Origin of the sequence: Methylobacterium sp. W2, assembly GCF_020662345.1 — a bacterium.
GTDB lineage: Bacteria > Pseudomonadota > Alphaproteobacteria > Rhizobiales > Beijerinckiaceae > Methylobacterium.
Map to the genome: position 1 here is coordinate 79,811 of NZ_VMOA01000001.1, position 24,991 is coordinate 104,801.

Here is a 24,991-nt window from a genome sequence, read left to right on the forward strand (position 1 = left end):
GATCCCGCGGGGACGGGTGCTTTGGACATCGCCCGCGCAATGGCGTTGCCGCTCCCGGTGGAACCGGGATTGGCGCCTGCCAAGCAAAAGCCATGCTGGACGTGGCGGTTCCGTTAGAGCGCCGCGAGGCGGGGTCCCGGGTCCCGCCGGTGGCCCGTTTCCAGGCGCTCGGCCACGAGGCGCTGCAGCCGCCAGAGATGGTCGTCAAGAATGCCGGCCTCGGCGCAGGCCTGCGCCGTGCGGTAGAGGTATTCCGCGCTCGGGCCGAGATGCCCCGCGCCGGTGGCGATCCGGTCGGCGATCTCCTCCTCGGTGAGGCGGCCGGTGTAGCGGTCGCTGGCGCGGTTGACGACGAAGGTCAGCGCGGTGACCGGGCCGGTTGCCGTCTCCACCGTGACCCAGCGCCCCTCGTAGCCGCTGCCGCGCATCTCGCGGCGCCAGACCGGCATCAGGGTCGCGGCCGGGTCGATGCCCTCTAGGCGGAACACGATTCCCCGGCAGATGCCGCCCCGGTCGAGGGCGAGGACGAGACCCGGCCGGTCGCGGCTTCCGCGAAATCGCCGCTGCAACAGGCAGAAGCGCCGGTGATAGCCCCGCACCGTGCCGGTGCGCCGCTCGGCCACGGCGAATTCCGGCTGCCAGATCAGCGAGCCGTAGCCGAACACCCAGAGCCCGTCCCCCTGCCTCGGCCTGCCGTGGAGCATCCGGTCGAGGCCGGGCGCGAGATCGAGATCGGTGAGGAGATGCAGGGCGCTCGCATCGTCGGCGACGGGAGTCGGATGGGCGCGGGCGATGAGATCGAGGGTGAGCGAGAGGGGGCGATGCGGCATGGCCCGTATCGGAGCATCACCAGCCGGTCCGGGCAAGTCGTCCGAACAATGGGTATCCTCAGCCCTTCGCGTTCCCCAGCGCCTCCAGCTCCCTGAACGGCTCCGTCCGGTGGCCCTCGCAGACCTCCCAGACATCCTCGAGGATGCTGAGCTTGCCAGTCTCCTCGCGGATGACGGCCTTGGCCTTCTCGCCCTTGAGGAAGCGGCGGCCCATCATCCGGGCGGACACGCAATAGAGGGTGCGGCCGTCATCCTGGAACGGTCCGGCGATGCGGCTGTGCTCGAACCGGACCGGGATCACCGAGATCGACCCGAAGCCGCTCTGGCGCAGGGCCAGGGCGGCCACCCGCTCGCGCATCGTGAAGGTCGCGCCGGGCGCGGGCGCCGGATCGGGCCGCCCGCACCCGGCCAGCACGACGGCGACGAGGCCCAGCCACGCGCCGACTGCGCAGCGGGACGGTGCGCGGTCCGTGCGAGCGCGCGGCGAGACGGGCATGGTTGTCGAATCTCGGATGAGGGGAACAGGAAGCATAGCGTCGGACACGGGCCGCGGGAACAATATAGCCGATGCAATCCGCGTGCTCGAGTGGAATGATCGGGCCGTTTCCAACGCACCCTCCGCGCTCTAAGGAAGGGGCCATGCAATGGACCGACGACGGCGTGGTGCTGGGGCTGCGCAGGCAGGGCGAGACCAGCGTCGTCCTCGAAGTGATGACCCTGGACCACGGCCGTCATCTCGGCCTCGTCCATGGCGGCCGCTCGCGCCGGATGCAGCCGGTGCTGCAGACCGGCAATCACGTCCGGCTGACCTGGCGGGCGCGCCTCGACGAGAGCCTGGGCGCCTTCGTGGTGGAGCCCCTCGAATCCGCCGCCGCGCGGCTCATGGGCTCCGGCCTCGCCCTTTACGGGGTGACCCACATGGCCGCGCTCCTGCGCCTCCTGCCCGAGCGCGATCCCCACCCCGCCGTCTATGAGGCAGCCCGCATCCTCGTCGCCCATCTCGACGACCGGGTGATCGCGCCGCTCCTGATGATACGGTTCGAACTCGCGATCCTGTCCGAGCTCGGCTTCGGGCTCGATCTCAGCGCCTGTGCCGCCACGGGGGGCAACGATGCGCTGATCTACGTCTCGCCGAGGACCGGGCGGGCCGTCAGCGCCTCGGCCGGGGAGCCCTTCCGGGACAGACTGCTGGCGTTGCCGGGCTTCCTTCTCAACCGGGAGAGCGGCCGGACCGGCTTCATGCCGCCCGACGAGCGCGATGTTGCCAATGGGTTTACCTTGACGGGGTATTTCCTCGACCAGCACATCTGGGGACCGCGCGCCATCGCCCCTCCGGCGGAGCGGGCGCGATTCGTTGCGTTGGGGACGCAGAGCGCCTAAGTCACGTTCGCGTTATGTTCTGATTTGGGCCATGTCCGGCCCGGGAGTTCGTCATGGGCCAGCCCTTCGATCCGCCATCGGGATCCGACGGCATCGAGAGCGTCGAGCTGAAGTCGGCGCTGGAAGAGCGCTACCTCGCCTATGCGCTCTCCACCATCATGAACCGGGCCCTGCCGGACGCCCGCGACGGGCTCAAACCCGTCCATCGCCGCATCCTCTACGGCATGCGGCTGCTCCGGCTCGACCCGAACACCGCCTTCAAGAAATGCGCGAAGATCGTCGGCGACGTGATGGGTGATTTCCATCCCCACGGCGACCAGGCGATCTACGACGCGCTGGTGCGCCTCTCACAGGACTTCGCCCAGCGCTATCCGCTGGTGGATGGCCAGGGCAATTTCGGCAATATCGACGGCGACGGCCCCGCCGCCTACCGTTACACCGAGGCGCGGCTGACGGAAGTGGCGCGCCTTCTGCTCGACGGGATCGACGAGGACACGGTCGATTTCCGGCCCTCCTACAATGGCGAGAAGGACGAGCCCATCGTCCTGCCGGCAGCCTTCCCGAACCTGCTCGCCAACGGCTCCCAGGGCATCGCGGTGGGCATGGCCACCTCGATCCCGCCCCACAACGCGGCCGAACTCTGCGACGCGGCGCTCTATCTCATCGGCCATCGCGAGGCGACCTCGGCCCAGCTCCTCACCTTCGTGAAGGGGCCGGATTTCCCCACCGGCGGCATCCTCATCGACAGTGCCGAGTCGATCGCCGAGGCCTACCGCACCGGGCGCGGCAGTTTTCGCGTGCGGGCGCGCTGGGCGAAGGAGGATACGGGGCGCGGCACTTGGACCATCGTCGTTACCGAGATCCCCTACGGCATTCCCAAGGCCCGGCTCATCGAGAAGCTCGCGGAACTCCTGCAGGAGAAGAAGCTGCCGCTGCTCGCCGATGTGCGCGACGAATCGGCCGAGGACGTCCGCGTCGTGCTGGAGCCGCGCTCGCGCAGCGTCGATCCGGTGATCCTCATGGAATCGGTGTTCCGGCTCACCGAGCTCGAAGCCCGCATCCCCCTCAACATGAACGTTCTGGTGGGTGGTCTCGTCCCGCGCGTGATCGGGCTCGCCGAGGCCCTGCGCGAATGGCTCGACCATCGCCGCGTCGTGCTCCAGCGCCGCTCGCGCCACCGCCTCGCGCAGATCGAGCGCCGCCTCGAAATCCTCGGCGGCCTGCTCATCGTGTATCTCGATCTCGACGAGGTGATCCGCATCATCCGCGAGGAGGACGAGCCGAAACCGTCCCTGATGAAGCGGTTCGAACTCACCGAACTCCAGGCCAACGCCATCCTCGACACCCGCCTGCGCTCCCTGCGCAAACTGGAGGAGATGGAGCTGAAGCGCGAGTTCGACACGCTGACCAAGGAGAAGGACGGGCTGGAAGAGCTGCTCGGCTCCGAGAAGATGCAATGGTCGGACATCACCAAGCAGATCCGGGCGGTGAAGAAGGCCTTCGGGCCCGAGACCAAGCTCGGTGCCCGTCGCACCACCCTGGAGAACCCGCCCGATACCGCCGGGATCGACTTCACCTCCGCCATGGTGGAGCGCGAGCCGATCACCGTCATCGTCTCGGCCAAGGGCTGGATCCGCGCCCTTAAGGGGCATGTCGCCGATCTGTCGGGCGTGGCCTTCAAGGGCGACGACGCCCTCAAGATCTCGTTCCTGAGCGAGACCACGGCCAAGATCCTCGTGCTCGCCTCCAACGGCAAGGTGTTCACCCTCGAAGCGGCGAAGCTTCCGGGTGGGCGCGGCTTCGGCGATCCGATCCGGCTGATGGTGGACTTCGACGACGGCGCCGAGATCGTCGCCGCCCTGCCGTATCAGCCCGGTGGCAAGCTCCTCATGGCGGGTTCGGACGGGCGCGGCTTCCTCGCCCCCGCCGACGCACTCGTGGCCAATACCCGCAAGGGCAAGGGCATCATGGGTCTCGATGAGCCGGCCCGGGCCATCCTCCTCGTGACCGCGAGCACCGGTGACCACGTCGCGGTCTCCAGCGCCGACCGGCTGCTGCTGGTCTTTCCGGTCTCCGAACTGCCGGAACTGTCGCGCGGCAAGGGCGTGCGCCTCCAGCGCTGCCGCCAGAGCACGCTCACCGACGCCCACGTCTTCACCCTCGCCGAGGGCCTGCCCTGGCGCGACAGCGCCGGCCAGGAGCGGCTCGCCAACGCGGCCCTGCTGGAGAAGTGGATGGGCCACCGGGCCGAGGCTGGCACGCTGATGACCCGCAGCTTCCCGAAATTTGAGCGTTTCGGGAAGTAGATGCCGAACTCACCATCGCGGCTTGATCCGCGCTGGTGCTGCGACGATGTTTATCGGGTGGTCGCGTGACGAAGGAGTATCCGGATGGCCGACGCCGTAAGCCCGCTGACGCCCGATCTCGAAGAGCAACTCGGCCGTATTCGGCGGGCGCGCGAAGAGAGCGAGAAATTCGTCGCCGAGCAGAAAAAACTCATGGCCGAAGCACTGAAGCTGGATCGCGACCGTATGCTTGCCCCTGGCAGATCGCATTGTCCGGCATGGCTGCCGGAGCCGCGTTCTTCGGCGCTGGCGCTGCCTTCGTTAAGATCCTCGGTCCCTAGCGGACAGACACGATGTCCGTCAGCGCTCTCGCTCAGCGGCGGCGGAACTGTCCGCGGATCGGCGGGCGCGGGCCGGAGGAGCGCTCGTCCTTGTGACGGAACACGAGGCGACCCTTTTCGAGATCGTAGGGGGACATCTCGACGGTGACGCGGTCGCCGGCCAGAGTCTTGATGCGGTTCTTCTTCATCTTGCCGGCCGTGTAGGCCACGATCTCGTGGCCCTGGTCGAGCTGCACGCGATAGCGTGCGTCCGGCAGGATCTCGATCACGAGACCGTCGAACTGCATCAACTCTTCTTTCGCCATCCACACTCTCCAGCCGGAACGCCAGAACGGGGCATTCCGGGACACCAAAAACATAGCCGTTCGGCAAAACGCTGCGGGCGGCGGGTCCGATCCCATCGGATGCGCAACACCGGCGAGCGTTGGCACGACATAATGTTCACGCGTCCCGTAAGCAAGCTTTTACCGCCGGGAACGCTTTCCCGTCGACAGAAAATCACACGCTGTCCTGATAGCCCGACAGTGTCGGGGGTGCTTCAACTGCCCGGTTCCGCGAGCTGAGGCTGCATCTGTGGTGAGTACGGCCTTCCCGAGCCGGCGGCGATATGCGGGCCGCCCGTCTCAGGGCGTCACGGCGTTGCCGGCGTAATCGATGCGGCCGTCCGGCGTCTTCTTCCAGACCTGCAGCACATAGCCGGGCGCCTTGGGCTGGCCCTTGGCGTCGAACGCGATCTCGCCGATGGCGGTCCTGAGCGGTGCGCCGCCATGCAGGAAATCCGCGACCTTGCGGCCCTCGCTCGACTTTGCCTGCTCCACGGCCTGTCTGAGGATCTCCACCGCCGCATAGCCCTGCGCCGCCACCATGTCGGCCTCCGGCGTCCTCGGCCTCGCCGCCACGCCCTTGGGGTCGGGCAGCTTTCTCGGCTCCGGCAGGAGGGTCATCACCGTCCCCTCGGCGCCTTGGCCGGCCCCTGTGACGAAATCCTTGTCGAGCAGTCCGTCGCTGCCGACGAGGGGAATGGCGAGGCCCGCTTCGCGTAGGGAGCGGATCAGCTGGCCGGCTTCCGGCGCGAGGCCGCCGAAATAGACGACCTCGACCTGTGCGCGTTTCAGGCGGGCGACGAGGGACGACAGGTCCCTGTCGCCGCGGTTGAGGCTCTCGAAAGCCGTCTCCGCCTGTCCGTTCGCCTTGAGAATGCGGGCGACATCGTCGACGAGGCTGCGCCCGAACGTGCTCTTGTCGTGAACGAAGCCGATCCGCCGCCCGCGGAAACGTGCGAGGAGATAGGTGGCCGCGATCGGCCCCTGCTCGGCGTCACTGCCGCCGATACGGAAGACGTTCCAGGCCCCACGCGTGGTCAAGGCAGGCCAGGCGATGCCGGGCGTCACCGCGACGATCCCCGCCTCCTCGTAGATCGGCAGGACCGAGGACGCCACGGTGGCGTTGAACGGTCCGACGACGAGGGGAACCCGATCCGCGATGAACTTCCGCGCGACCGCGAGCCCCTGCCTGCCGTCGCCGGCATCGTCGGCCACCACGAGGGCGAGCTTACGGCCCGTTGGGCCGGCCGCGCGGTTGAGATCCGCTACCGCCTGTTCGGCTCCCGCCCGGAGCCCCTGTCCGAAGGCGGCATCCGGTCCGGTGAGAGGGAGCGACAGGCCGATCCGGACCGGAGCCTGGGCCGGACTCTGAGCGACGGCGCCGGATGCGGCGACAGCCAGCGCAGTGAGGAGGGGTATGGCGACCGCAGGAAAAATGCGTCTCATGGTGCGAGGCCCGGATGGTCGGCGAGAAGCCGCTCCCCCTCCATAGCGCGGCCTGACGCAATTGGCGCGGCCCGATCGACATGGGGCGCCCTTCCGCGGTGCGATCGATTGGGCGATCCCGGCGTGCCGGTTGGCACGCTTCGGGGGCCGGGCATGGCAGCCGGGCGTGGCATGGGCCTCGCCTGCGCATTGCGCCGTGGGCACCGGAGCCTATCTCCCCGAGGCGGCGTTGCGTGAGTGCCGTCATGCCCTGGACGCACAGCGCGCGGAGTGTCCCATGCTCTCCACCGAAACCGATATCCTCAACGCGGCCGAGGCGTGGCGCCGCAGCGAGCGCGGCGTGGCGCTCGCCACCGTGGTCGAAACCTGGGGCTCCGCGCCCCGCCCGGTGGGCAGCCACCTCGTCGTCGATGAGGGTGGCAACTTCCTCGGTTCGGTCTCGGGGGGCTGTGTCGAGGGGGCCGTCATCACGGAGGCGCTGGACGCCATCGCCGACGGACGGCCCCGGGTGATCGAGTTCGGCGTCGCCGACGAGACCGCCTGGCGGGTCGGTCTCTCCTGCGGCGGGCGCATCCGCGTCTTCGTCGAACGCATCGACTGAAGCGGCGTCATGAAGCTCGATTCCCTCCATGCCCTCAACGTCGAACGTGCCGCGCGCCGCGCCGCAATGCTCGTCACCGATCTCGACGACGGCACCCAGCGCGTGGTCCGAGAGGCCGAGATCCCGGCCGATCCCCTCGCCGACATCCTGGCGCGACGCCTCGCTTCGGGGAAGAGTGGCCTCGTCGAGGCAGAGGGGCGGCAGTTCTTCCTCACCGTGCAGGTGCCCGCCGTGCGGCTCGTCCTGATCGGAGCGGTGCATATCAGCCAGGCGCTCTGCCCGATGGCGGCGGCGGTCGACCTGTCCGTGAGCGTCATCGACCCGCGGACGGCTTTCGCCACGCCCGAGCGTTTTCCCGAGGTTCCCCTCGTGCCCCTCTGGCCCGACGAGGCCCTGGCCGGCCCCGTGCCGCCCCTCGACCGCTATTGCGCCGTCGCCGCCCTAACGCATGATCCGAAGATCGATGATCCCGCACTGATCGCGGCTTTGAAAGCCGAGTGCTTCTATGTGGGCGCCCTCGGCTCGCGGAAGACCCATGCCGCGCGGGTCGAACGCCTGTCGCAGGCCGGGCTCTTACCCGAGCAGATCGCCCGGATCGAGGCGCCGATCGGCCTCGACATCGGCGCCGTGAGCCCGGCCGAGATCGCCGTCTCCATCCTGGCGCAGATCGTCTCCGCCCTGCGCGGCGGCGGTCCGCGTGCCGTCAAAGGTGGAGGTCCCGCGTGAAGTTCGGTTCGGTCGCGATCACGCAGGCTGCGGGGCTCATCGCTGCCCATACCCTGCGGGCCGATGACGTGATCGTCCGTAAGGGGCGGCCGATCCGGGGCGAGGACGCGCGTCGCCTCGCCGAGGCCGGTCTCGATAGCGTGGTGGCGGTGACCCTCGAGACGGGCGATGTCGGCGAGGACGAGGCCGCCGCCCGCCTCGCCGGTCGGGTGGCGGGCGCGGGTCTCTCCACCGGACCCGCCTTCACCGGACGGTGCAACCTTCAGGCGGAGGTGGCGGGCATTTTGATGATCGACCGTTCCGTCATCGACGCGGTGAACGCGGTGGACGAGGCGATCACGCTCGCGACCCTGCCACCGTTCCGGCCGGTGAGTCCGGGCGAGATGGTGGCGACGGTCAAGATCATTCCCTATGCCGTGTCCGGATCCGCCCTCGACCGAGCGTGCGGGATCGCGACGCCGGCGTCCCTCACGGTCATGCCCTATCGCCGTTTCCGGGTCGGTGTCGTCTCCACCCTGCTGCCGGGGCTCAAGGAGACCACCGTCGTCAAGACCCTGCGCAACCTGGAACGCCGGCTGGGGCCGACCGGAGCGGGGATCGCCTCCGACCTTCGGGTCTCGCACGAGGCCAACGCGGTGGCGACCGCCATCCGCAAGGCCATCGACCGCGACGGATGCGATCTCGTCGTGGTGTTCGGCGCCTCGGCCATCGCCGACCGGCGCGATGTCATCCCCGCCGGCATCGAGGCGGCGGGCGGGGAGGTGGAGCATTTCGGCATGCCCGTCGATCCCGGCAACCTGCTCCTCGTCGGCCGTCGCGGCGAGGTTCCGGTGATCGGTGCGCCCGGCTGCGCGCGCTCACCCGCCGAGAACGGGTTCGACTGGGTGCTCCACCGTCTTCTGGCCGGCCTCGTGGTCAGCCGCGCCGACATCGTCGGGCTCGGTGTCGGCGGGCTGCTCATGGAGATCGTATCTCGGCCCCAGCCGAGATCGGGGCGGCACAGTACGTTGGAGGAAGGCACGTCGGAAGAAAGCACGGCGGAGGATGCCTGAGACCATCGGCATCGTCCTCCTCGCCGCGGGCCGCGGAACGCGTTTCGGTGAGGCTGCGAAGCTGCTCGCACTGCTCAACGGCAAGCCGCTCGTCCGCCACGCGGCCGAGACTGCGGTCGCGGCGAAACTCGGGCCGATGGCGGTGGTTCTCGGCGCCCATGGCGCTGCGGTCCGGCAGGCGCTGGCCGGCCTCGACCTGCGGATCGTCGACAACCCGGCCCATGCCGAGGGCTTGTCCACTTCCCTAAGATGCGGGCTCGACGCCGTGCCGGAGGCGTCGGCCGTCATCGTGATGCTTGGCGACATGCCCCGTATCCGGCCCAGCCACCTCGCCTCCCTGGTCGAGGCCTTCCTGGCTGCCGACCCGGCACCGGCCGCCATCGTTCCGGTCCATCGCGGCGTGCGCGGAAACCCGGTTCTCCTCCATCGCCCCCTCCTCGCGCACGATCTGGCGTCGCTCACCGGAGATCAGGGCGCCGGTCGTCTCCTCGCGGCGCGGACGGACGTCGTCGAACTGGAAATGGATGCGGCGGTCACCCTCGATATCGATACGCAGGCCGCCCTGATCGCTGCCGCCCGCGCCTGATCAGGAGGCCTTTTGATCAGGAGGCCTTGCCCGGCCGCTTCGCCTCGTTCCGGCACCGGTCGGAGCAATAGCGGACCTCGTCCCAGACCCGTTCCCATTTCTTGCGCCAGGCGAAAGGCTTGCCGCAGGTGGCGCAGACCTTGGTGGGCAGATCCGCCTTCTTGCGCATGCGCGGCATGGGAGCCTCGTCCTATCTTCCGAGCTGTCCGACATCTGCGACGGCAACCGGGCTCCAGCGGGTGATCTGGATGAAACCGTCGCGGGCGGCGACGACGACGTGGCGGCGGTAGCGGTGGACGATCGTGCCGGGGGAGTGGCGGTGCGGCTCGCGCCAGCCCTCCGCCGCCGCGACGAAGACCCGGTTCTCGCCGAGCCGTGCGATGGTCTCGATCGTGCCGAAGGCCCGCATCCGCCGCAGGATCGCCTCGACATCGCAGCGGAAGTCGAGGGTCCTGTCCGCATCCGTCACGCGGGGCCAGTAGGAGCCTTCGCCCTGAGCACGGGCCGCCTGCCAGCGCGCCGGCAGGTCGCGCGCGATCGGCCCCGAGGCCAGCCGCCGGGCTGCGATCTGGCATTTGGCGAGCAGGGTTTCGTGGGTCTCCTGCGGTGCCATGGCGAAGGTTTCCTGCGCGAGGATGTCGCCGGTGTCGAATCCTTCCTCGGCCAACACGTGCGCGGTCACGCCCCAGTCGGTGCGAGCGTCGGTGATCGCCTTGAACAGGGGGTATGGGCCGCGCCCGACCGGCAACGGGGAGGGGTGGAAGTTCAGGGCGTAGCCGGCCCGGTTGCGCCAGCCCCGGATGAGCCAGGGATACCCGGCCACCACCAGGGTCCAGTCCGTCCCGTGGGTCTGCGTCAGGGCGTCGAGATCCGCGAGCTTGATCCGCGAGAGTTGCATCGGGATGCCGTGCCGGCGGCTCCGGGCCACGACCGCCTCGTTGTGATCGTAGAGTCCGTCGCAGGGCCGGGTGAACAACTTGATCGGCGTCCATCCGGCTTCCACGAGCGCTTCAAATACGCCGCCGAGGAAATCGATGCCGGCGAAGGCAAACTTCATGAAGATCCCCAGGCGTGGTGGCGAGGCATGCGACTCTACGGATGGTGCCTCACGGGCTCCACGGTCGCGTCGCCCGCCTTACCTAACCGATCCGGTACGGAATGGGAGCGGTCATGAATCGGGTTGTGATCTACGGAGGAACCGGCGGCATTGGAATGGCCACGGCGCGGGCCCTGCGCAAGCGCGGTATCCCGCTGCATCTGGCGGCGCGCGATGCCGGGCGGCTCGAGGAGGCCGCCGCCGTCCTCGGGGAGACCACCTTCACGGTCGGTGACGTCATGGACCCCGCCCATTTCGCCACGGTGACGCGAGAGGCGGGCGAGACTTTGGCCGGGCTCGTCTACGCGGTCGGCACCATCAACCTGAAGCCGCTGGCGAAGCTGACCGCCGACGACGCGGTGACGGATTTCAAGCTCAACGCGCTTGGCGCTCTCCTGGCCCTCCAGGCTGCGGCGCCAGCGCTTAAGGCGGGGGCGGGCGAGACCGGAGCGGGCGTCGCCCTGTTCTCCACCGTCGCGGTGGCGCAGGGGTTCGCGGCCCATGCCTCCGTTGCCATGGCCAAGGGCGCCGTGGAAGGGCTCGCCCTGTCCCTCGCCGCCGAGCTGAGCCCTCATATCCGGATCAACGTGGTCGCGCCCTCGCTGACGCGCACGCCGCTCGCCGCCGCCATCACCGGCAACGAGACGCTGGCGTCGGGGATCGCGTCCATGCACGCCCTGCAGCGGCTCGGCACGCCCGACGATATCGGCGCGCTGGCCGCCTTCCTCGTCTCGGCGGAAGCCGGCTGGATCACCGGGCAGGTCATCGGTGCGGATGGCGGTCGCTCGACCCTGCGGACGAAGGGGTGACGTCTCTGCGCACCCTCCGCTTCGTCCTCGGTGACCAGCTTCACCGGCGCGTCTCCTCCCTCACCGATCTCGACCCGCACTCCGATATCGTACTCATGGTGGAGGTGCGGGACGAGGCGACCTATGTCCGCCACCACAAGCAGAAGATCGCCTTCCTGTTCGCGGCCATGCGCCATTTCGCGGCCGATCTGGAGGCCGAGGGCGTCACCGTCGATTACGTGCGCCTCGACGCGCCGGGTAACACCGACTCGTTCACCGGCGAACTCCAACGGGCGGTCGCGCGGCACGAACCCGATGGAATCGTCGTCACCGAGCCCGGCGAGTGGCGCGTCTGGGAGATGATGCAGGGCTGGCGCGATGACCTGTCGATGCCCGTCGAGATCCGAGAGGATAACCGGTTCCTCTGCCCGCGCGCGGATTTCGCGCGCTGGGCCGAGGGACGACATGCCTTGCGGATGGAGACCTTCTATCGCGGCATGAGGAAGCGCACCGGCCTGTTGATGAAGGACGGCGAGCCGGTGGGCGGCCAGTGGAACTTCGACCACGACAACCGCAAGAAGCTGCCGCGGGGGCACAGTTCCCCGGAACGCCCCGGTTTTGCGCCCGACGCGATCACGTCCGAGGTCATCGCCCTCGTATCGGACCGCTTTGCCGACCATTTCGGGGATCTCGACGCTTTCCGCTGGCCGGTGACGCGTCGTGACGCCCTCACCGCCCTGAAGCATTTCCTGGACGAGTGCCTGCCGCAATTCGGCGATTACCAGGATGCGATGAAGACGGGCGCGCCCTTCCTTTACCATGCCCTCCTCTCACCCGCGCTCAATGCGGGCCTGCTTACGGCGGAAGAGGTCTGCCGGGCGGCGGCCCGCGCCTATGACGAGGGTGCGGCCCCCCTCAACTGCGTCGAAGGCTTCATCCGTCAGATCCTTGGATGGCGCGAATACGTCCGGGGACTCTACTGGGCCAGGATGCCGGCCTACGCCGAGACCAACGTCCTTGCCGCCAAGCGCGACCTGCCGTGGTTCTACTGGTCGGGCGAGACGCGCATGAACTGCCTCGCGCAATGCGTTGCCGATACCCGCACCCATGCCTACGCCCATCACATCCAGCGGCTGATGGTGACGGGCAACTTCGCCCTGCTGGCCGGGCTCGAACCGGCGCAGGTGGAGGAATGGTATCTCGTCGTCTATGCCGATGCCTACGATTGGGTGGAACTGCCCAATGTCCACGGCATGGTCCTGTGGGCGGATGGCGGCGTTATGGGCTCGAAGCCGTATGCGGCTTCCGGCGCCTACATCAACCGGATGTCGGATTACTGCCGGGACTGCACCTACGATGTGGCGGCGAAAGCCGGCGAGGGCGCCTGTCCGTTCAACTACCTCTACTGGAATTTCCTCATCGAGAATGCGGAGCGCCTGGCAGGAAACCCAAGGCTGGCCATGCCCTACCGTACCCTCGACGGGTTGGGAGAGCGCCGAAGGGCCGAGATCACGGCCGATGCCGCACGCTTCCTGGACGGGCCGGAAATGCGCTCGGCCCCGCCCTGAATCTTACCAGGGCTGCCAGACACCGAGGGCGACGTAGGGGCTTCCCCCGCCATCGGTTTCGGTCTGGTAGCCGAGGGATGCTCGGAAGCTCACGTCGCCGATGCGGAAATCGGTGGCGTGGACACCGATCCCGAGCTTGGAATAGCCGGTCCCATCCACGTAGAGGGCTGTTTTTGGAGACCCCAGGGCGACTTATGCCGATGGAATCTCTGGATCTGTTCCTTCCGCTTTAATCGTCCGATTTTGGCCTGAGCGAGGAGGCTTTTGGTGCACAGATGGTGAAATTTCGATCTATTCAAATAAAAGCAGTGTAATTATCTTCTAAATGTGAAATGCTACGTGCAGATAATAGACAGTTACTTAAATCATCGACCATTCGTTTTTGCGAAAAGCGATAATATCTTGCCCCCAACCCTGTTCCTCAAACGCGATGACTTTTGCGAAAGGCAGACGCTGAATTTTTCGGAAAACCCATTCTGGTGACGATAATGACACTCCGAACTCAGGATAGTTCTTATCGTATGGCTGATAGGCAAAGCCTGTTTTCACGTACTGGGCATATAACGATCGCCCATCAATTATCTCGCCGTAAATAGTTGGGTAATCCTTCAAGAGCAGGGCGTTAACGCGTCCGTGGATCGTCGCAACGAGAACACCTCCAGGCTTAAGAGCATTAATGGTCATTTCAAGGAAGCGATCCCACTGCCACTCATCAAAATGAGTCAGAAGTGATCCCGTGAAAATCAGATCGGCGTCGCCGGGGATCTGCATCTCCAGGCGAGGATGAGCTTGAATGGGCGTGGCACCAAATCTCTCGGTAGTGAACTCAAGGGCATGGCCGTCAGTCTCGACTGCAAAAAGTTCCGCCTCTGGCCACTCATGCTTGAACCAGCGTAGGGCGCGACCGTACCCGCTCGGAAAGTCAATGATCCTAGCTGGTGATTGACCGTCTAGGAAATTTTTGCATTTTAGCATCGCATTTCGGCCAATGCGAAAATATTCGTCGTCGCCTTTATCGTCGCGCATAGTATCGCGAGGCGATATTTCTTTAATAAAAACTTTATTAACCAGCGCGTTATTCATGATAATTTCCTAAGATGGCCTGTTTCTGAAGAGATATTCGGGCTTTAAATTTGACTTTATTCTGTCATGATATGTTTTAAATATTAACTGAACAATAGATTTAAATGCCTGCAATACGCCGCTCCGTCCCATGAGTTTGCTGGGCTTTCAGCTGTTCTCTAGCGCAAGGCGGCCAAGAGGTGCAATCTGCCAAGCAGATTCAGTTGTGTCTTTGTGAATGGAGAGGAAGCATATGGCTCTACCTGGTTGCGCCAACATCAGGGTAGGCTCGTGTTTCGCTCGGCTCGCTCAGGCGCAATGCAATTAAGCGCCGCGGTGCTGCCTTGCCAATTGCAGTTTTCTTCGCTGTCTGCGAACGGGTCGCGACGAAGCGAGATCACGGCCGATGCCGCACGCTTCCTGGACGGGCCGGAAATGCGCTCGGCCCCGCCCTGAATCTCACCAGGGCTGCCAGACACTGAGGGTGACGTAGGGGCTTCCCCCGCCATCGGTTTCGGTCTGGTAGCCGAGGGATGCTCGGAAGCTCACGTCGCCGATGCGGAAGTCGGTGGCGTGGACACCGATCCCGAGCTTGGAATAGCCGGTCCCATCCACGTAGAGGGCAGCCTCCGGGCCGAGATAGGCACCGAGCACGTCGTAACCCCAGGCAAGGCGGACCCAAGCGCTCTGGCGCGTCGAGCCGAGGATTGCTGTGGCGGTTAGGAGCGTTTCCTCCGTCGGCCGCGCCCAGACCTCTCCGTGGAGCCTGATGCCGTACTGGGCGGGCAGCACCATTGTGCCGAGGACGTTCCGCTCCACCTCCATGCTTCCCTCGGGTCCGGCGAAGGCGGCGACGACGCCCCAATCGTGGAACCATTGGTATCCGGCGAGCACCGCGCCGAGGGCCGTCAGACGGGTTTGACCCGTGGAGACGCCCCGTATCGACGGACCACGCTCGACTCTCGCGCCGGCGCCACCACTGGCCAGGATGGCGAAACCGTCCCGATCATGCCCGTCGAACGTGATCTTCGCGCCACCCGTGATGAAGGACGACGCTCCGGCATCGAGACTGCCGAAGATCAAAGCCGAGACCGAGCCCTCTTCCGCTCGGGCCGAGCCGAAGACGACGCCAAGGCAGAGGGTGGCACAGCACATGAGTGTCGGATGACCCGAATGCAGTGATCGTATCGTCGATCTCGCCGGTCCTCCCACGTCCATTCATGCCCCGTCTGGCCAAGGGGCGAGTGTACGGTCTCGTATGGGAAGTTGTACTGTCGAATCAAAATTAGACTGTGGGTAGTGCGCCAATGCGACCCGCCCGTATCCGTAATGGCCAATAGTCATGTCATCAGCCGTTGTCGTGACACGTCAGGATGTATCGTTCTAACCTGAGATATGGGGCATGCAGGCAGCAGCCGCTGGCGTGGATGGACCGTGCTCGCGACGGCGGACCCGCGATGCCGCATGGAGGCCGGCGCTGATTCGGTTGGCGTTGGGCGGGGACTAGGATAGAGCCCGCGGCAGGACCGTCGCCAAAGGCCGAGTTTTCTTGTCACCAGCTGCTCGAACGTCCGAAGTTCTCACGGTGCTCGCGGCACAGGAGACGGATCGCTTGACCATCGGCGACATCGTCGCGGTGCTGAAGGACCGTGCCTTCGCGCTGCTCGTCGTCATTCTCGGCCTGCCGAATTGCTTGCCAATGCCGCCGCCGATCCCGCTCGTCTGCGGCCTGCTGCTGCTGCTCGTGGCCGTGCAGATCACGGCAGGGATGTCGTCGCCATGGTTGCCGCGTGCACTCCTGCGTCGCTCGATCGCTCGGAGCGACGTGGAGCGGGCCGCCAAGCGCGCGGTGCCGCTGCTCCGGCGACTCGAGCGCTGGTCGCGCCCGCGCATGAGTCTGTTCGAAACCGGGCTCGGCCTGCGGACGGTGGGGCTGATCCTCCTTACACTGTCCCTGGCTCTGGTCGTGGCGGCGCCCCTGGTGGGGCAGATTCCCCTCGGTTTGGCGATCTGCCTCGTCGGCCTCGGCCTCGTCGAGCGGGATGGGCTGCTCGTCGTCATGGGGCTCGGCGTCGGTGCGATCGGCGTGCTTTTGAACGCCGGCTTCGTCTACGCCATCGTCTCGGGCCTCATGAGCCTGTTCAACCTGTAGAATTCAGCCTTCGAGGTGGCGCGGTCTGAACAGGCGCCAGACGAGGCCGCCCCTCGGTCCGAACAGGAGCGAGACGAGATAGAGGCTTCCCGCCGCCAGCACGATCGCAGGGCCCGTGGGCAGGTCGGCGCGATACGAGGCGGTGAGCCCAGCAAAGCTCGACACCATCGCCACCACCATTGCCATGGGGATCAGGCCCGACAGGTCGGCCGCCCAGAACCGCGCGGTGATCGCCGGCAGCAGCATCAGCCCCACCGCGAGCAGCGTCCCGAGGGCCTGGAAGCCTCCCACGAGGTTCATCACCACGAGCCCGAGAAAGGCGTAATGCACCGGCCCGCCGGCACGGCTGACCGTGCGCAGGAACAGCGGGTCGACACATTCCATGACGAGGGGGCGGTAGAGCGCGGCAAGGGCGAACAGCGTCACGGTGGCGATCCCGCCGAGGAGCATGAGCGCCGGATCGTCGAGGGCCAGAACCGTCCCGAACAGGATGTGCAGGAGATCGATCTGGGAGCCGCGCAGGGAGACGAGCAGGACGCCGGCCGCCAGGGAGATCAGATAGAAGGCGGCGAGACTCGCATCCTCCTTGATCGACGTCGTCCGGGTGACGATGCCGGCGAGCAGCGCGACGAACAGGCCGGCGGCGAGCCCGCCGATGGTCATCGCCGGTAGCGACAGGCCGGCGACCAGAAAGCCGACCGCGGCGCCGGGCAGGATCGCGTGGCTCATGGCGTCGCTCATCAGGCTCATGCGCCTCAGCATGAGGAAGACCCCCACCGGCGGGGCCGAGAGCGAGAGCGCGAAGCAGCCGGCCAGCGCCCGGCGCATGAAGCCGAACTCGATGAAGGGGCCGAACAGAAGATCGATCACGCGGCGTGTCCGTGGTCGTGTCGATGATCGTGGGCGTGACCATGGGAATGGTCATGATCCTGGGCGTGCCGGTGCTCGCCGCCGGAAGGGGGCGGTGCGTGATGATGGCCCTCGCCGCGCCCGCAAATGGCGGCGTCCTCGTCCCAGGCCTCGGACAGGGCCTGGGCGCGCGCGAGATTTTCCCGGGTCAGCACCGTCTCCGTGGCGCCCCAAGCCACCGGCTCGCGAGCCAGAAGCAGCGTCGTCGGAAAATGCGCCTTGACCTGGTGCAAATCGTGAAGGGCGGCAACGATGGTGCGGCCCTCCGCATGCCATCCGCGGATCAGGGTGATCAGGTCGGCGGTGGTACGTCCGTCGATCCCGGTGAACGGCTCGTCGAGGAGGATGATGCGGGCGTCCTGCACGATGAGACGCGCGAACAGGGCGCGCTGGAACTGGCCGCCCGACAGGGTGCCGATCAGCCGATCCTCGAAACCGAGGAGACCTACCGCCGAGAGGGCGCTGACCAGCGTTCGGCGGTCGGGGAGCGCGCTGCGCCAGAAGCCGAGGCGGCGCCAGCGTCCCATCGCCACGAGGTCGAGGACGCTCAGGGGAAAGCTGCGGTCGATCTCGCCGGCCTGGGGCAGGTAGGCGATGGCATCGGCGCCGCCGGGCCGGTCGATCCGGCCGTCGAGGCAGCGGATCTCTCCGATGATTCCTTTGAGCAGGGTCGATTTGCCGGCGCCGTTGGGTCCGACGAGGGCCATGAGGGCTCCGGCGGGGATCGTCCCGTCCAAGTGATGCACGGCGGGATGTCGGTCGTAGCCGAGCGTCAATCCACGCAACGCGATGGCGCCGGGCTGAACGGGGGCTTGCCCCGCGAGGGCGTGTGTCATCGTTATGCCATGGCCCAGAAGATCGCCCCCCAGACCAGCCCGGACAGGATCGCGGCGATGATTATTCGTGAGGCGGCGCCGGCCTGGAACAGGGAACGACGGGGGGAGGGTTTGATCTGGGGAGGACGCGTCACAGCGGTTCGGGTACCAGGAAGGGGCGGAATTGTCCGAACGGGAGCGGCGAACTATCTCTGGTGCTGATACACTGTAACATCGCATCAGTTCAACGTGCCGGACCACATCGACCGGCGATCAGGGGAGGATGGCGTGCACGACCATAGTGCCGTCCACGATCACGGCGCCTGCTGTGGCAACGCCACGGACGCGCTCGCGCGCGCGGAGCGTCTCTGCGCCGAGCGTGATCTGCAATTCACGCGGCTGCGGCGGGACGTCCTCGAAGCGGTAGCGACCGAGTCCAAGCCGCTGGGCGCCTACGACATTGCGGAGCGGCTCAGCGGTCAGGGGCGTCGGGTCGCAGCCGTCTCGGTCTACCGCGCCCTCGACTTTCTCACGGAAAACGGTCTCGTCCACCGTATTGCCAGCCGCAACGCTTTCGTCTCCTGCGGGCACCAGCATGGCGAGGGGGTCGGCCTCGTTTTCCTGATCTGCCGCACATGCGGCAGCATCGACGAGACGACCTCACCGGAGGTGGACGACCAGCTCGACAAAACCTTGGCGAAAGCCGGCTTCAAACCGTCGAGCCGGATCCTCGAAGTGGAGGGCGAATGCGGCGCCTGCCTCGGCCACGAACGGAACCCGTAGGAGAGCCGGTGCGAAAGGCTCAGCGCGCGTTGCGATAAGCCCGCCGCGAGGCGATGGTCTGGATCATGATCTGGATGTCGAGCCAGACCGACCAATTGTCGATGTAATGCAGGTCGTGGTTGACGCGCCGCTCCATGTCGAGATCGGTGAGGGTCTCGCCGCGCAGGCCGTTGACCTGGGCCCAGCCGGTGATGCCGGGCATCACGTTGTGGCGGCGGGCATAGAGCGCGATCCGCCGTTCGAAGCTGCGGTCATGGGCGAGGGCATGGGGGCGCGGACCCACCAGGGACATCTCTCCCAGGAGGACATTGATGAGCTGAGGCAGCTCGTCGAGATTCGTCCGCCGCAGGATGGCGCCGATCCGGGTGATCCGCGAATCGTTGCGGGTTGCTTGCCGGAAGACGGCGTTCTGCTCGGTCTTCATGCTGCGGAACTTGAACACGCCGAAGGCCTGCTGGTTGAAGCCGTAGCGGCGCTGGCGGAAAAACACCGGTCCGGGGCTATCGAGCTTGATCAAGAGGGCGATGGACGCGAGGAGCGGTGCGAGCAACACCAGCGCGATGGCCGACAGGACGACGTCGAGGCCGCGCTTCAGGGCGATCTCGCCGAACGTGAGCGGCCGGCGGCCGATATTGATGCCCGACAGCCGTCCCACCCGTGCGAGCTTGAGATCTGGAAAGCGGTCCATGACCGAACCCGGACGGAGGTGAAGGGCAGCGGGGACGCGCAGGAACGCGTCGACGCAGCGCTCAATATCCGCCGCATCCGTCCAGGGGACCAGGATGAAGACGTCGTCCGGACGCAGGAACCGCACGACCGAGACCGCGAGGTCGAGGTCTTCCGACATCTGTGCCTGCCGCACCGACGCATCCTCCCGCGGATCCACGCGACGCAGGTAGCTGGTCCCTATGACCCGCAGATTCAGGGCCTGCGCGTCGTTGTTGGCGTGGAAGCTGGCAATGTCCTCGTCGAATCCGACGAGGTGAATGCGACTGATCGACGGTGAGCCGGAGGACATCGTCTGACGGACGAGGCCCACGATGACAAGACGGGACAGGTACAGGGCCGGCAAGCCCGTCAGAAAGAAGCCGATCGCCACAGCGCGCGAGAAGTCGGTCGTGGTCTTGGTGGCGAAGCCGACGACGAGCACGATCCCCCATGCGGCGAGCCAGAGACTCGCCATGCGGCGGCGGTGAAGGCCGCGGGTCAACTGCGTCTCGATGCTGTACTCGTCGCGCACGAGGTTGGTCAGGAGAACGAAGACGGCCACGAGGCCCGCCAGCTGAAAGCTCCCGGTCATGCCCGTCGCGATCTGCTGGTCGAAGGTGAACTCGTAGTAGATCGCCTCCACTAGGTAGGCCGTGACGAGGATCGCGACGAGGTCGGAGACGGCAAGAGCCGTGGACAGCCCGAAGCGGATCGCACCGCGCCACCGCCGCGGAAGGACGGACGCCCATGCGTTGCGTCGCGTGTCGCGCGCGGAGGGCAGGCTCTGGTAGATCTCGGGAAGACGTTGCTGGAACATCTGGGGCGCTGTGTACCGGGGTGAGACTTGGTTTGTGCCGGAATGGGACATTGTCCCATCCGGCCATCCTCATGCCCGTCCAACCGCAAACCTCGGACCCGCCGGCTTCGTGCCGAACCTTCACCTCGCTGGTCGAAGGGCCGCGCATCGGGAGAGCCTACGGGCTCGGCGACCACGCCGCGACGGCTGTCGCCCCACGCAGGGGAGCGTGAACTCTATCGGGATCGACCGGAAGGTCCTGCGTGTCCGCCGATGGGGAGATCTGCCTCACCGAGCGGCGGCTCGCCAGGGATCGCGGTAAGGGCTTTGCCGGCTCAACCCTTCCGAGAGTTCGGTACGCTGCGAGCCGATGCCGCCGGGCCGTGGTGGTCCAGTCCGGGCGGCCGGTATGCCGTCACGCCCTCTTCTGCCAAACCGATGGTCCATGACGGTTCCGCCGATGCGCCATCGCCGCACCATGATGCCATCGCGGATGAAAGGCGCCGTACAGGATAGGCCCTCGAGCTCTGGACGACCACGCCCCTCGGCCTCGCCCGGACGACCGTGGCGCGCGTGACGCCCGAGCCCCCTCTGGTGATGCGGGATCAGGTTGTCGCTGCGCTCGCAGTTCGGCGCGGCGACGTTAGGTTGGCCGTTCAAGACTGAACAACGCATAGGAAAGCCGCCCTCGGCCTCGCGGCGAGGTTGGCATCCCCTTCGGGTGGCGTGGAGTAGAGGATGCCGCCGGATGGCGAGGTCGATCAGGCCACCGCTTCGGAATGCCGCTCCGCCGAAGAGCCGTCCTGCGTCTTGCTCAGGGTCTGGATCGGCTCGAACCCTTCGAATTGCGGATGGCCGAGATAGAGAGGCTTCGTGGTCGGCGCGCGGCTATGCGCTTTGCGGAACTGCTCCGACCGGGTCCAGGCCTCAAAAGCCGATTTGGAAGCCCAGACGGTATGCGACGCATACAGCACATGATCTTCGTAGGACGGGCCGCGAAGCAGCTGGAACTCGACGAAGCCCTCCATTTCGCCGAGTTGGCTGTCCCGCCCAAGCCAAACCTGTTCGAATTCTGTCGTTGCGTCCGGAACTACCTTGAATCGATTCATGGCGATAAACATTGAGCACCTTCCTCGTGAGGCCGGAAGCGTGGGGCGGCCGGCCGTCCGCACGATATTCTAGGCTGCGATATCATGATTTAAAAATGACAGGAAACATCTCATAATTCCGTATTAAAATAACGACATTCCTGTCATAGAGCTTGTGGAGATAAGCGCGATTCCCTTCCGTCGTTGTGAAGCCGAGGTCGGGCCGTCCTCGTTTGCGACGGCGAGTTTATAGTCACTCTTGCCATCCTTGCCTGGTTTGTGGTCAAGCTGGTTCCACGCACGTTGGATGCAGGGTTTTGCGCGTGGTTCCTTGGCCGTTTCTGGAAATTCCTTCCCTTCCACGGGTGGGCCGGAGAGACTGAAGGTTCACCGTCTTTTAACTTTCGAACGTACCGAATGCGGCATATTGACGATGACGCGTCGGTTGCGGAGATCGACACAGCCAGCCAAGACCGTATTGAGCACTGAAACGAGAGATGATGCCCAAGCAAACTACCGATGTCGACCGCCTGGTTGGGTTGCGGATCACGGCCCTGCGCAAGGCTCGTGGCCTCAGTCAGACTGCCCTCGGGACCGCCGTCGGAGTGACCTTCCAGCAGGTTCAGAAGTACGAGAAGGGGCAGAACCGGGTTGGCGCTGGCCGGCTCCGGGAGATTTCCCGTCTCCTTGAGGTGCCGGTCTCGGCATTTTTTGAGGAAGACGACGCGGGAGGGACACAATCTGAGGTGTTCGGATTCCTGAGTGCGCACGGCGCGATCGAACTGCTCCAGGCTTACGCTCTGATCGAGGATGACCAGCTCCGGCGTGATGTTCTGGCAATCGTGCGGACTGCAGCGAAGATGGGAAAGCGTTTAGAGACTCCTGCCACTGTTTGAATGGTTTCCGGTCATCCGATGAGGTGAAAGAAGCTTCCCGACACCCGGCCGCTTCGGTGACCGGCCATGCCTAGCGGAACGCCCTCCGCGTCGGTCACCACCGCGAGGGCGACATCCTGGGTGGGAGAGGATGTCAGCTCACTGGCATAATGGAACTCATGGCCAACGAGGCGCGATCCGCCTCGCCCGAGGGGTCCATCTTCAATGAGCGTCGCGACGCGGTAGCCGAGATGCAGGCGGCGCACCTTGTAGGAGGTCGCGACGGGGAGCAGGCCCGCCATCGCATGCGTGATGCCTGCCGCATCCTCGAGCCCGAGTCCGAGAGCCATGTAGCCGCCGCACTCGCCATGCACGGGCTTTTGGTCTGCAAAGCTCCGGATGCCGTTCAGGAACCGGCTGGCCGCCGCCAGTTTCCCGGCATGAAGCTCCGGATACCCGCCCGGCAGCCAGCAGGCGTCGCAGCTCTCCGGGGGCGCCTCGTCCGCGAGGGGCGAGAAGGCGACCAGTTCGGCGCCCGCCGCGCGCCAGCCCGCCTCCATATGCGGATAAAGAAACGAGAAGGCTTCATCCGAAGCGATGGCGATGCGCTGCCCCGGGGGAGGAGGCAGGACGGCATCCGACACGTCCGGCAGACGCCCCGATGCGGCCGCGAGGATGGCATCGAGGTCGAGGCCGGCCTCCGCCAGATCGGCGAGGCGGTCGAGTCGCGCGGCGAGGTCGCCCGTCTCGCGGGCTTGGACCAGGCCGAGATGACGCTCGGGTAAAGCGAGAGTCGCATCGCGCATGAGCACCCCGAGGACCGGAATGCCGACCCGCGCGAGGCCGGCCTCGACCAGGCGCCGATGGCGGGCGCTGGCAACCTTGTTCAAGACCACCCCGGCGATGCGGATGCGGGGATCGTAGCGCGCGCAGCCGAGTGCCACGGCGGCGGCCGATTGGGCCGCGCCGGACACGTCCACGACGAGGAGCACGGGCCAGCCATAACGGGCGGCGATGTCGGCATTGGCGCCCGTCCGACCCTCGCTGGCGACGATGCCGTCGAACAGGCCCATGGAGCCTTCGGCGATCACGATGTCGGCATCGCGACCCGCCATCGCCGCCACCGAATCGAGCATGGCATCCGGCATGGCGAAGCTGTCGAGGTTGACGCTCGGATAGCCCGTCGCAGCCTGATGAAAGGCTGGGTCGATATAGTCCGGCCCGCATTTGGCACCGCGCACGGCAAGGCCGCGCCGGGCGAGCGCCCGCATCAGCGCCAGCGTCACCGTGGTCTTGCCCGAACTCGACCGCGGAGCGGCGACGAGGAGGCCCGGCGGATGGGACCGTCCGGGTATCGTCATGCCTCGGCTCCGGGGATCGGCCCACCCGTGGGACGGAAGCGCCGGTCGTAATCGGTGGAATAGAGTGCGCTCTCGCGGAAGTCGCGGGCCGCGAGGGCCGGGCCGACGAGGATCAGCGCCGTCCGCTCGAGGCCGGCGGCGCGCACGTCTTCCGCGATGGTGGCGAGGGTGCCGGTGATCGCGCGCTCGTCCGGCCAGCTCGCGCGGAACACCACCGCGGTGGCGCAATCCGCCCCGTAGAACGGCCCGAGCTCGGCCACCACGGTCTCGATGACGTGGATGGAGAGGTGCAGGGCCAGGGTCGCGCCGGTGGCGGCGAAGGCTTTGAGCGTCTCGCGCTCCGGCATGGCGCTGGCGCGGCCGGAGGTGCGGGTGAGGACCACCGACTGGGCGAGGCCCGGCACGGTGAGTTCGCGCTGGAGCAGGGCGGCGGCGGCGGCGAAGGAGGGCACGCCCGGTGTCACCGTGTAGGGAATGCCGAGCCGGTCGAGGCGGCGGGTCTGTTCGGCCAGTGCGCTCCAGATCGAGAGGTCGCCCGAATGCAGCCGCGCCACGTCCTGCCCGGCTTCGTGCGCGGCGACGATCTCGGCTACGATTCCGTCGAGGTCGAGGGGAGCGGTGTCGACGATGCGGGCGTCGGACGGGCACCAGGACAGGATCTCGGGCGCCACCAGCGAGCCGGCGTAGAGGCAGACGGGGCAGCGCGCGATGAGATCGCGCCCGCGGATCGTGATGAGGTCGGCCGCACCGGGGCCGGCGCCGATGAAATGTACGGTCATTCCGCCTGAGTGGCGAAATACGCGGGAAGCGCAAGGGCGCATGTCACCGCTGGTGAAGCGATGCGCGCCAGAATGAGGGTTCCGCCCTCGCCGGCGGCAGCAAGGGCTGCGGCTTCCGCCACCGAGCCGACCCTCCGGCTCGCCTCGATCCGGCCCGAGCGGGTCGGTACGCGCGCATCGACCGCGATCATCTCGGCGAGGGCCATTCCGACGGGCACGAGGCCGAACACAGCGGCGGCCTCGACGATCGACGGCTCATTCGCGCGGTCTTCTGCGGTGGCGATCGCGCCGAGCCGGTCCGGCTTATGACCGCTTTCGGCAAGCGCACGTTGGATCAGGGCGACGATTTCGTCGGGCATGGCTCCATGCCGGAAGCCGATGCCGGCGACAAGGATTCGAGTCCCGAACGCTTTTTTCTCGGTGCTATCAAGCTGAATACGTTCGGCGGGCAAAGATTTCCCCTCGCCCCGTTTGCGGGGAGAGGGACGTGCCTCCCCCTCGTCGGGGAGCACATCGAGGCGGCAGCCGACGGTGAGGGGGCGACGGTGGATGAGGCCTATCCGGCGAGACCCCCTCACCCTCGCTTCGGCTTCGTCTCCGCTTATCGCGGACATGACGAGGTGCCCGCGATCCTCTCCCCG

Annotated in this window: 27 protein-coding genes; 11 read left to right on the forward strand and 16 right to left on the reverse strand. The window is 66.7% G+C overall.

Features of this window, described 5'->3' with window-relative positions; translation table 11 throughout:
* Positions 1-113 precede the first annotated feature (113 nt).
* The gene (locus FPV16_RS00345) at positions 114-830 is read right to left on the reverse strand and encodes a gamma-glutamylcyclotransferase (protein ID WP_227435257.1); all 717 of its coding nucleotides are present in this window, start codon (positions 828-830) and stop codon (positions 114-116) included.
* 58 nt (positions 831-888) lie between these two features.
* Positions 889-1,326 (reverse strand): hypothetical protein, encoded by a 438-nt coding sequence (locus FPV16_RS00350; RefSeq protein WP_227435259.1) that lies wholly within the window; start codon positions 1,324-1,326, stop codon positions 889-891.
* 143 nt (positions 1,327-1,469) lie between these two features.
* Between FPV16_RS00350 and recO the strand changes: the two genes are divergently transcribed.
* Positions 1,470-2,210, forward strand: a complete 741-nt coding sequence (recO, locus tag FPV16_RS00355; RefSeq protein WP_227435261.1) for a DNA repair protein RecO — start codon at positions 1,470-1,472, stop codon at positions 2,208-2,210.
* A 53-nt stretch (positions 2,211-2,263) separates the two neighbouring features.
* Positions 2,264-4,516: a DNA topoisomerase IV subunit A gene (gene parC, locus FPV16_RS00360; protein ID WP_227435263.1), complete on the forward strand. Its 2,253-nt coding sequence runs from the start codon at positions 2,264-2,266 to the stop codon at positions 4,514-4,516.
* Positions 4,517-4,868: 352 nt separating this feature from the next.
* Here the strand turns inward: parC and infA are convergent, their stop codons facing one another.
* On the reverse strand, positions 4,869-5,141 hold the full coding sequence (gene infA / locus FPV16_RS00370; RefSeq protein WP_018045296.1) for a translation initiation factor IF-1: 273 nt from the start codon (positions 5,139-5,141) through the stop codon (positions 4,869-4,871).
* Positions 5,142-5,459: 318 nt separating this feature from the next.
* Complete coding sequence (locus FPV16_RS00375; RefSeq protein WP_227435265.1) at positions 5,460-6,605, reverse strand: branched-chain amino acid ABC transporter substrate-binding protein; 1,146 nt, start codon at positions 6,603-6,605, stop codon at positions 5,460-5,462.
* A gap of 277 nt (positions 6,606-6,882) precedes the next feature.
* On the opposite strand from FPV16_RS00375, the gene FPV16_RS00380 reads away from it, so the two are divergent.
* From FPV16_RS00380 to FPV16_RS00395, 4 genes are read left to right on the forward strand one after another with little or no spacing between them, the layout of a single operon-like run.
* Positions 6,883-7,206, forward strand: coding sequence for an XdhC family protein (locus FPV16_RS00380; RefSeq protein WP_227435266.1), 324 nt, complete (start codon positions 6,883-6,885; stop codon positions 7,204-7,206).
* A 9-nt stretch (positions 7,207-7,215) separates the two neighbouring features.
* Positions 7,216-7,932: an XdhC family protein gene (locus tag FPV16_RS00385; RefSeq protein WP_227435268.1), complete on the forward strand. Its 717-nt coding sequence runs from the start codon at positions 7,216-7,218 to the stop codon at positions 7,930-7,932.
* Positions 7,929-8,984 carry a molybdopterin-binding protein gene (locus tag FPV16_RS00390; RefSeq protein WP_227435270.1) on the forward strand — a complete coding sequence of 352 codons (1,056 nt, stop codon included), beginning with the start codon at positions 7,929-7,931 and terminating at the stop codon, positions 8,982-8,984. The genes FPV16_RS00385 and FPV16_RS00390 overlap by 4 nt, the downstream gene beginning before the upstream one ends.
* Complete coding sequence (locus FPV16_RS00395) at positions 8,977-9,570, forward strand: NTP transferase domain-containing protein (RefSeq protein ID WP_227435273.1); 594 nt, start codon at positions 8,977-8,979, stop codon at positions 9,568-9,570. Before FPV16_RS00390 ends, FPV16_RS00395 begins: the two co-directional genes overlap by 8 nt.
* A gap of 16 nt (positions 9,571-9,586) precedes the next feature.
* Here FPV16_RS00395 and FPV16_RS00400 read toward each other — a convergent pair whose 3' ends face one another.
* Complete coding sequence (locus FPV16_RS00400) at positions 9,587-9,748, reverse strand: DUF2256 domain-containing protein (protein WP_187273466.1); 162 nt, start codon at positions 9,746-9,748, stop codon at positions 9,587-9,589.
* 12 nt (positions 9,749-9,760) lie between these two features.
* The gene (locus tag FPV16_RS00405) at positions 9,761-10,627 is read right to left on the reverse strand and encodes a formyltransferase family protein (RefSeq protein ID WP_227435275.1); all 867 of its coding nucleotides are present in this window, start codon (positions 10,625-10,627) and stop codon (positions 9,761-9,763) included.
* A gap of 113 nt (positions 10,628-10,740) precedes the next feature.
* On the opposite strand from FPV16_RS00405, the gene FPV16_RS00410 reads away from it, so the two are divergent.
* Both FPV16_RS00410 and FPV16_RS00415 read left to right on the forward strand, forming a co-directional pair.
* Positions 10,741-11,475 carry an SDR family NAD(P)-dependent oxidoreductase gene (locus FPV16_RS00410; protein WP_227435277.1) on the forward strand — a complete coding sequence of 245 codons (735 nt, stop codon included), beginning with the start codon at positions 10,741-10,743 and terminating at the stop codon, positions 11,473-11,475.
* A complete protein-coding gene (locus FPV16_RS00415) occupies positions 11,472-13,022 on the forward strand; it encodes a cryptochrome/photolyase family protein (RefSeq protein ID WP_319802208.1) in 1,551 nt (516 codons plus the stop codon). The genes FPV16_RS00410 and FPV16_RS00415 overlap by 4 nt, the downstream gene beginning before the upstream one ends.
* A 3-nt stretch (positions 13,023-13,025) precedes the next feature.
* Here the strand turns inward: FPV16_RS00415 and bcsS (FPV16_RS00420) are convergent, their stop codons facing one another.
* The 3 genes from bcsS (FPV16_RS00420) to bcsS (FPV16_RS00430) form a co-directional block, all read right to left on the reverse strand.
* Complete coding sequence (gene bcsS / locus FPV16_RS00420) at positions 13,026-13,181, reverse strand: cellulose biosynthesis protein BcsS (protein ID WP_227435279.1); 156 nt, start codon at positions 13,179-13,181, stop codon at positions 13,026-13,028.
* Between the two features lie 201 nt (positions 13,182-13,382).
* Positions 13,383-14,105, reverse strand: a complete 723-nt coding sequence (locus FPV16_RS00425) for a class I SAM-dependent methyltransferase (RefSeq protein WP_227435281.1) — start codon at positions 14,103-14,105, stop codon at positions 13,383-13,385.
* 438 nt (positions 14,106-14,543) lie between these two features.
* A complete protein-coding gene (bcsS, locus tag FPV16_RS00430) occupies positions 14,544-15,239 on the reverse strand; it encodes a cellulose biosynthesis protein BcsS (protein ID WP_227435282.1) in 696 nt (231 codons plus the stop codon).
* A gap of 394 nt (positions 15,240-15,633) precedes the next feature.
* Between bcsS (FPV16_RS00430) and FPV16_RS00435 the strand changes: the two genes are divergently transcribed.
* Positions 15,634-16,236 carry an exopolysaccharide biosynthesis protein gene (locus tag FPV16_RS00435; protein ID WP_264483614.1) on the forward strand — a complete coding sequence of 201 codons (603 nt, stop codon included), beginning with the start codon at positions 15,634-15,636 and terminating at the stop codon, positions 16,234-16,236.
* 3 nt (positions 16,237-16,239) lie between these two features.
* Here FPV16_RS00435 and FPV16_RS00440 read toward each other — a convergent pair whose 3' ends face one another.
* Positions 16,240-17,064 (reverse strand): metal ABC transporter permease, encoded by an 825-nt coding sequence (locus FPV16_RS00440; RefSeq protein WP_227435531.1) that lies wholly within the window; start codon positions 17,062-17,064, stop codon positions 16,240-16,242.
* Between the two features lie 38 nt (positions 17,065-17,102).
* On the reverse strand, positions 17,103-17,981 hold the full coding sequence (locus FPV16_RS00445) for an ABC transporter ATP-binding protein (protein ID WP_227435285.1): 879 nt from the start codon (positions 17,979-17,981) through the stop codon (positions 17,103-17,105).
* A gap of 267 nt (positions 17,982-18,248) precedes the next feature.
* On the opposite strand from FPV16_RS00445, the gene FPV16_RS00450 reads away from it, so the two are divergent.
* Positions 18,249-18,743 carry a Fur family transcriptional regulator gene (locus FPV16_RS00450; RefSeq protein ID WP_227435287.1) on the forward strand — a complete coding sequence of 165 codons (495 nt, stop codon included), beginning with the start codon at positions 18,249-18,251 and terminating at the stop codon, positions 18,741-18,743.
* A gap of 19 nt (positions 18,744-18,762) precedes the next feature.
* Here the strand turns inward: FPV16_RS00450 and FPV16_RS00455 are convergent, their stop codons facing one another.
* A complete protein-coding gene (locus FPV16_RS00455) occupies positions 18,763-20,268 on the reverse strand; it encodes an exopolysaccharide biosynthesis polyprenyl glycosylphosphotransferase (protein WP_227435290.1) in 1,506 nt (501 codons plus the stop codon).
* Between the two features lie 740 nt (positions 20,269-21,008).
* A complete protein-coding gene (locus FPV16_RS00460) occupies positions 21,009-21,368 on the reverse strand; it encodes an antibiotic biosynthesis monooxygenase family protein (RefSeq protein WP_227435292.1) in 360 nt (119 codons plus the stop codon).
* A 464-nt stretch (positions 21,369-21,832) separates the two neighbouring features.
* Here FPV16_RS00460 and FPV16_RS00465 point away from each other — a divergent pair, with 464 nt between their 5' ends.
* Positions 21,833-22,231 carry a helix-turn-helix domain-containing protein gene (locus tag FPV16_RS00465; RefSeq protein WP_227435293.1) on the forward strand — a complete coding sequence of 133 codons (399 nt, stop codon included), beginning with the start codon at positions 21,833-21,835 and terminating at the stop codon, positions 22,229-22,231.
* An 11-nt stretch (positions 22,232-22,242) separates the two neighbouring features.
* On the opposite strand, the gene FPV16_RS00470 is transcribed toward FPV16_RS00465, so the two are convergent.
* The 3 genes from FPV16_RS00470 to FPV16_RS00480 are packed head-to-tail and all read right to left on the reverse strand — an operon-like array spanning position 22,243 to position 24,802.
* Entirely contained in the window at positions 22,243-23,571 is a 1,329-nt protein-coding gene (locus FPV16_RS00470) for a cobyrinate a,c-diamide synthase (RefSeq protein ID WP_227435295.1), read from the reverse strand.
* A complete protein-coding gene (gene cobM / locus FPV16_RS00475) occupies positions 23,568-24,350 on the reverse strand; it encodes a precorrin-4 C(11)-methyltransferase (protein WP_227435297.1) in 783 nt (260 codons plus the stop codon). Before cobM ends, FPV16_RS00470 begins: the two co-directional genes overlap by 4 nt.
* Positions 24,347-24,802 carry a cobalamin biosynthesis protein gene (locus FPV16_RS00480; RefSeq protein WP_227435299.1) on the reverse strand — a complete coding sequence of 152 codons (456 nt, stop codon included), beginning with the start codon at positions 24,800-24,802 and terminating at the stop codon, positions 24,347-24,349. The genes cobM and FPV16_RS00480 overlap by 4 nt, the downstream gene beginning before the upstream one ends.
* Positions 24,803-24,991: the final 189 nt, after the last annotated feature.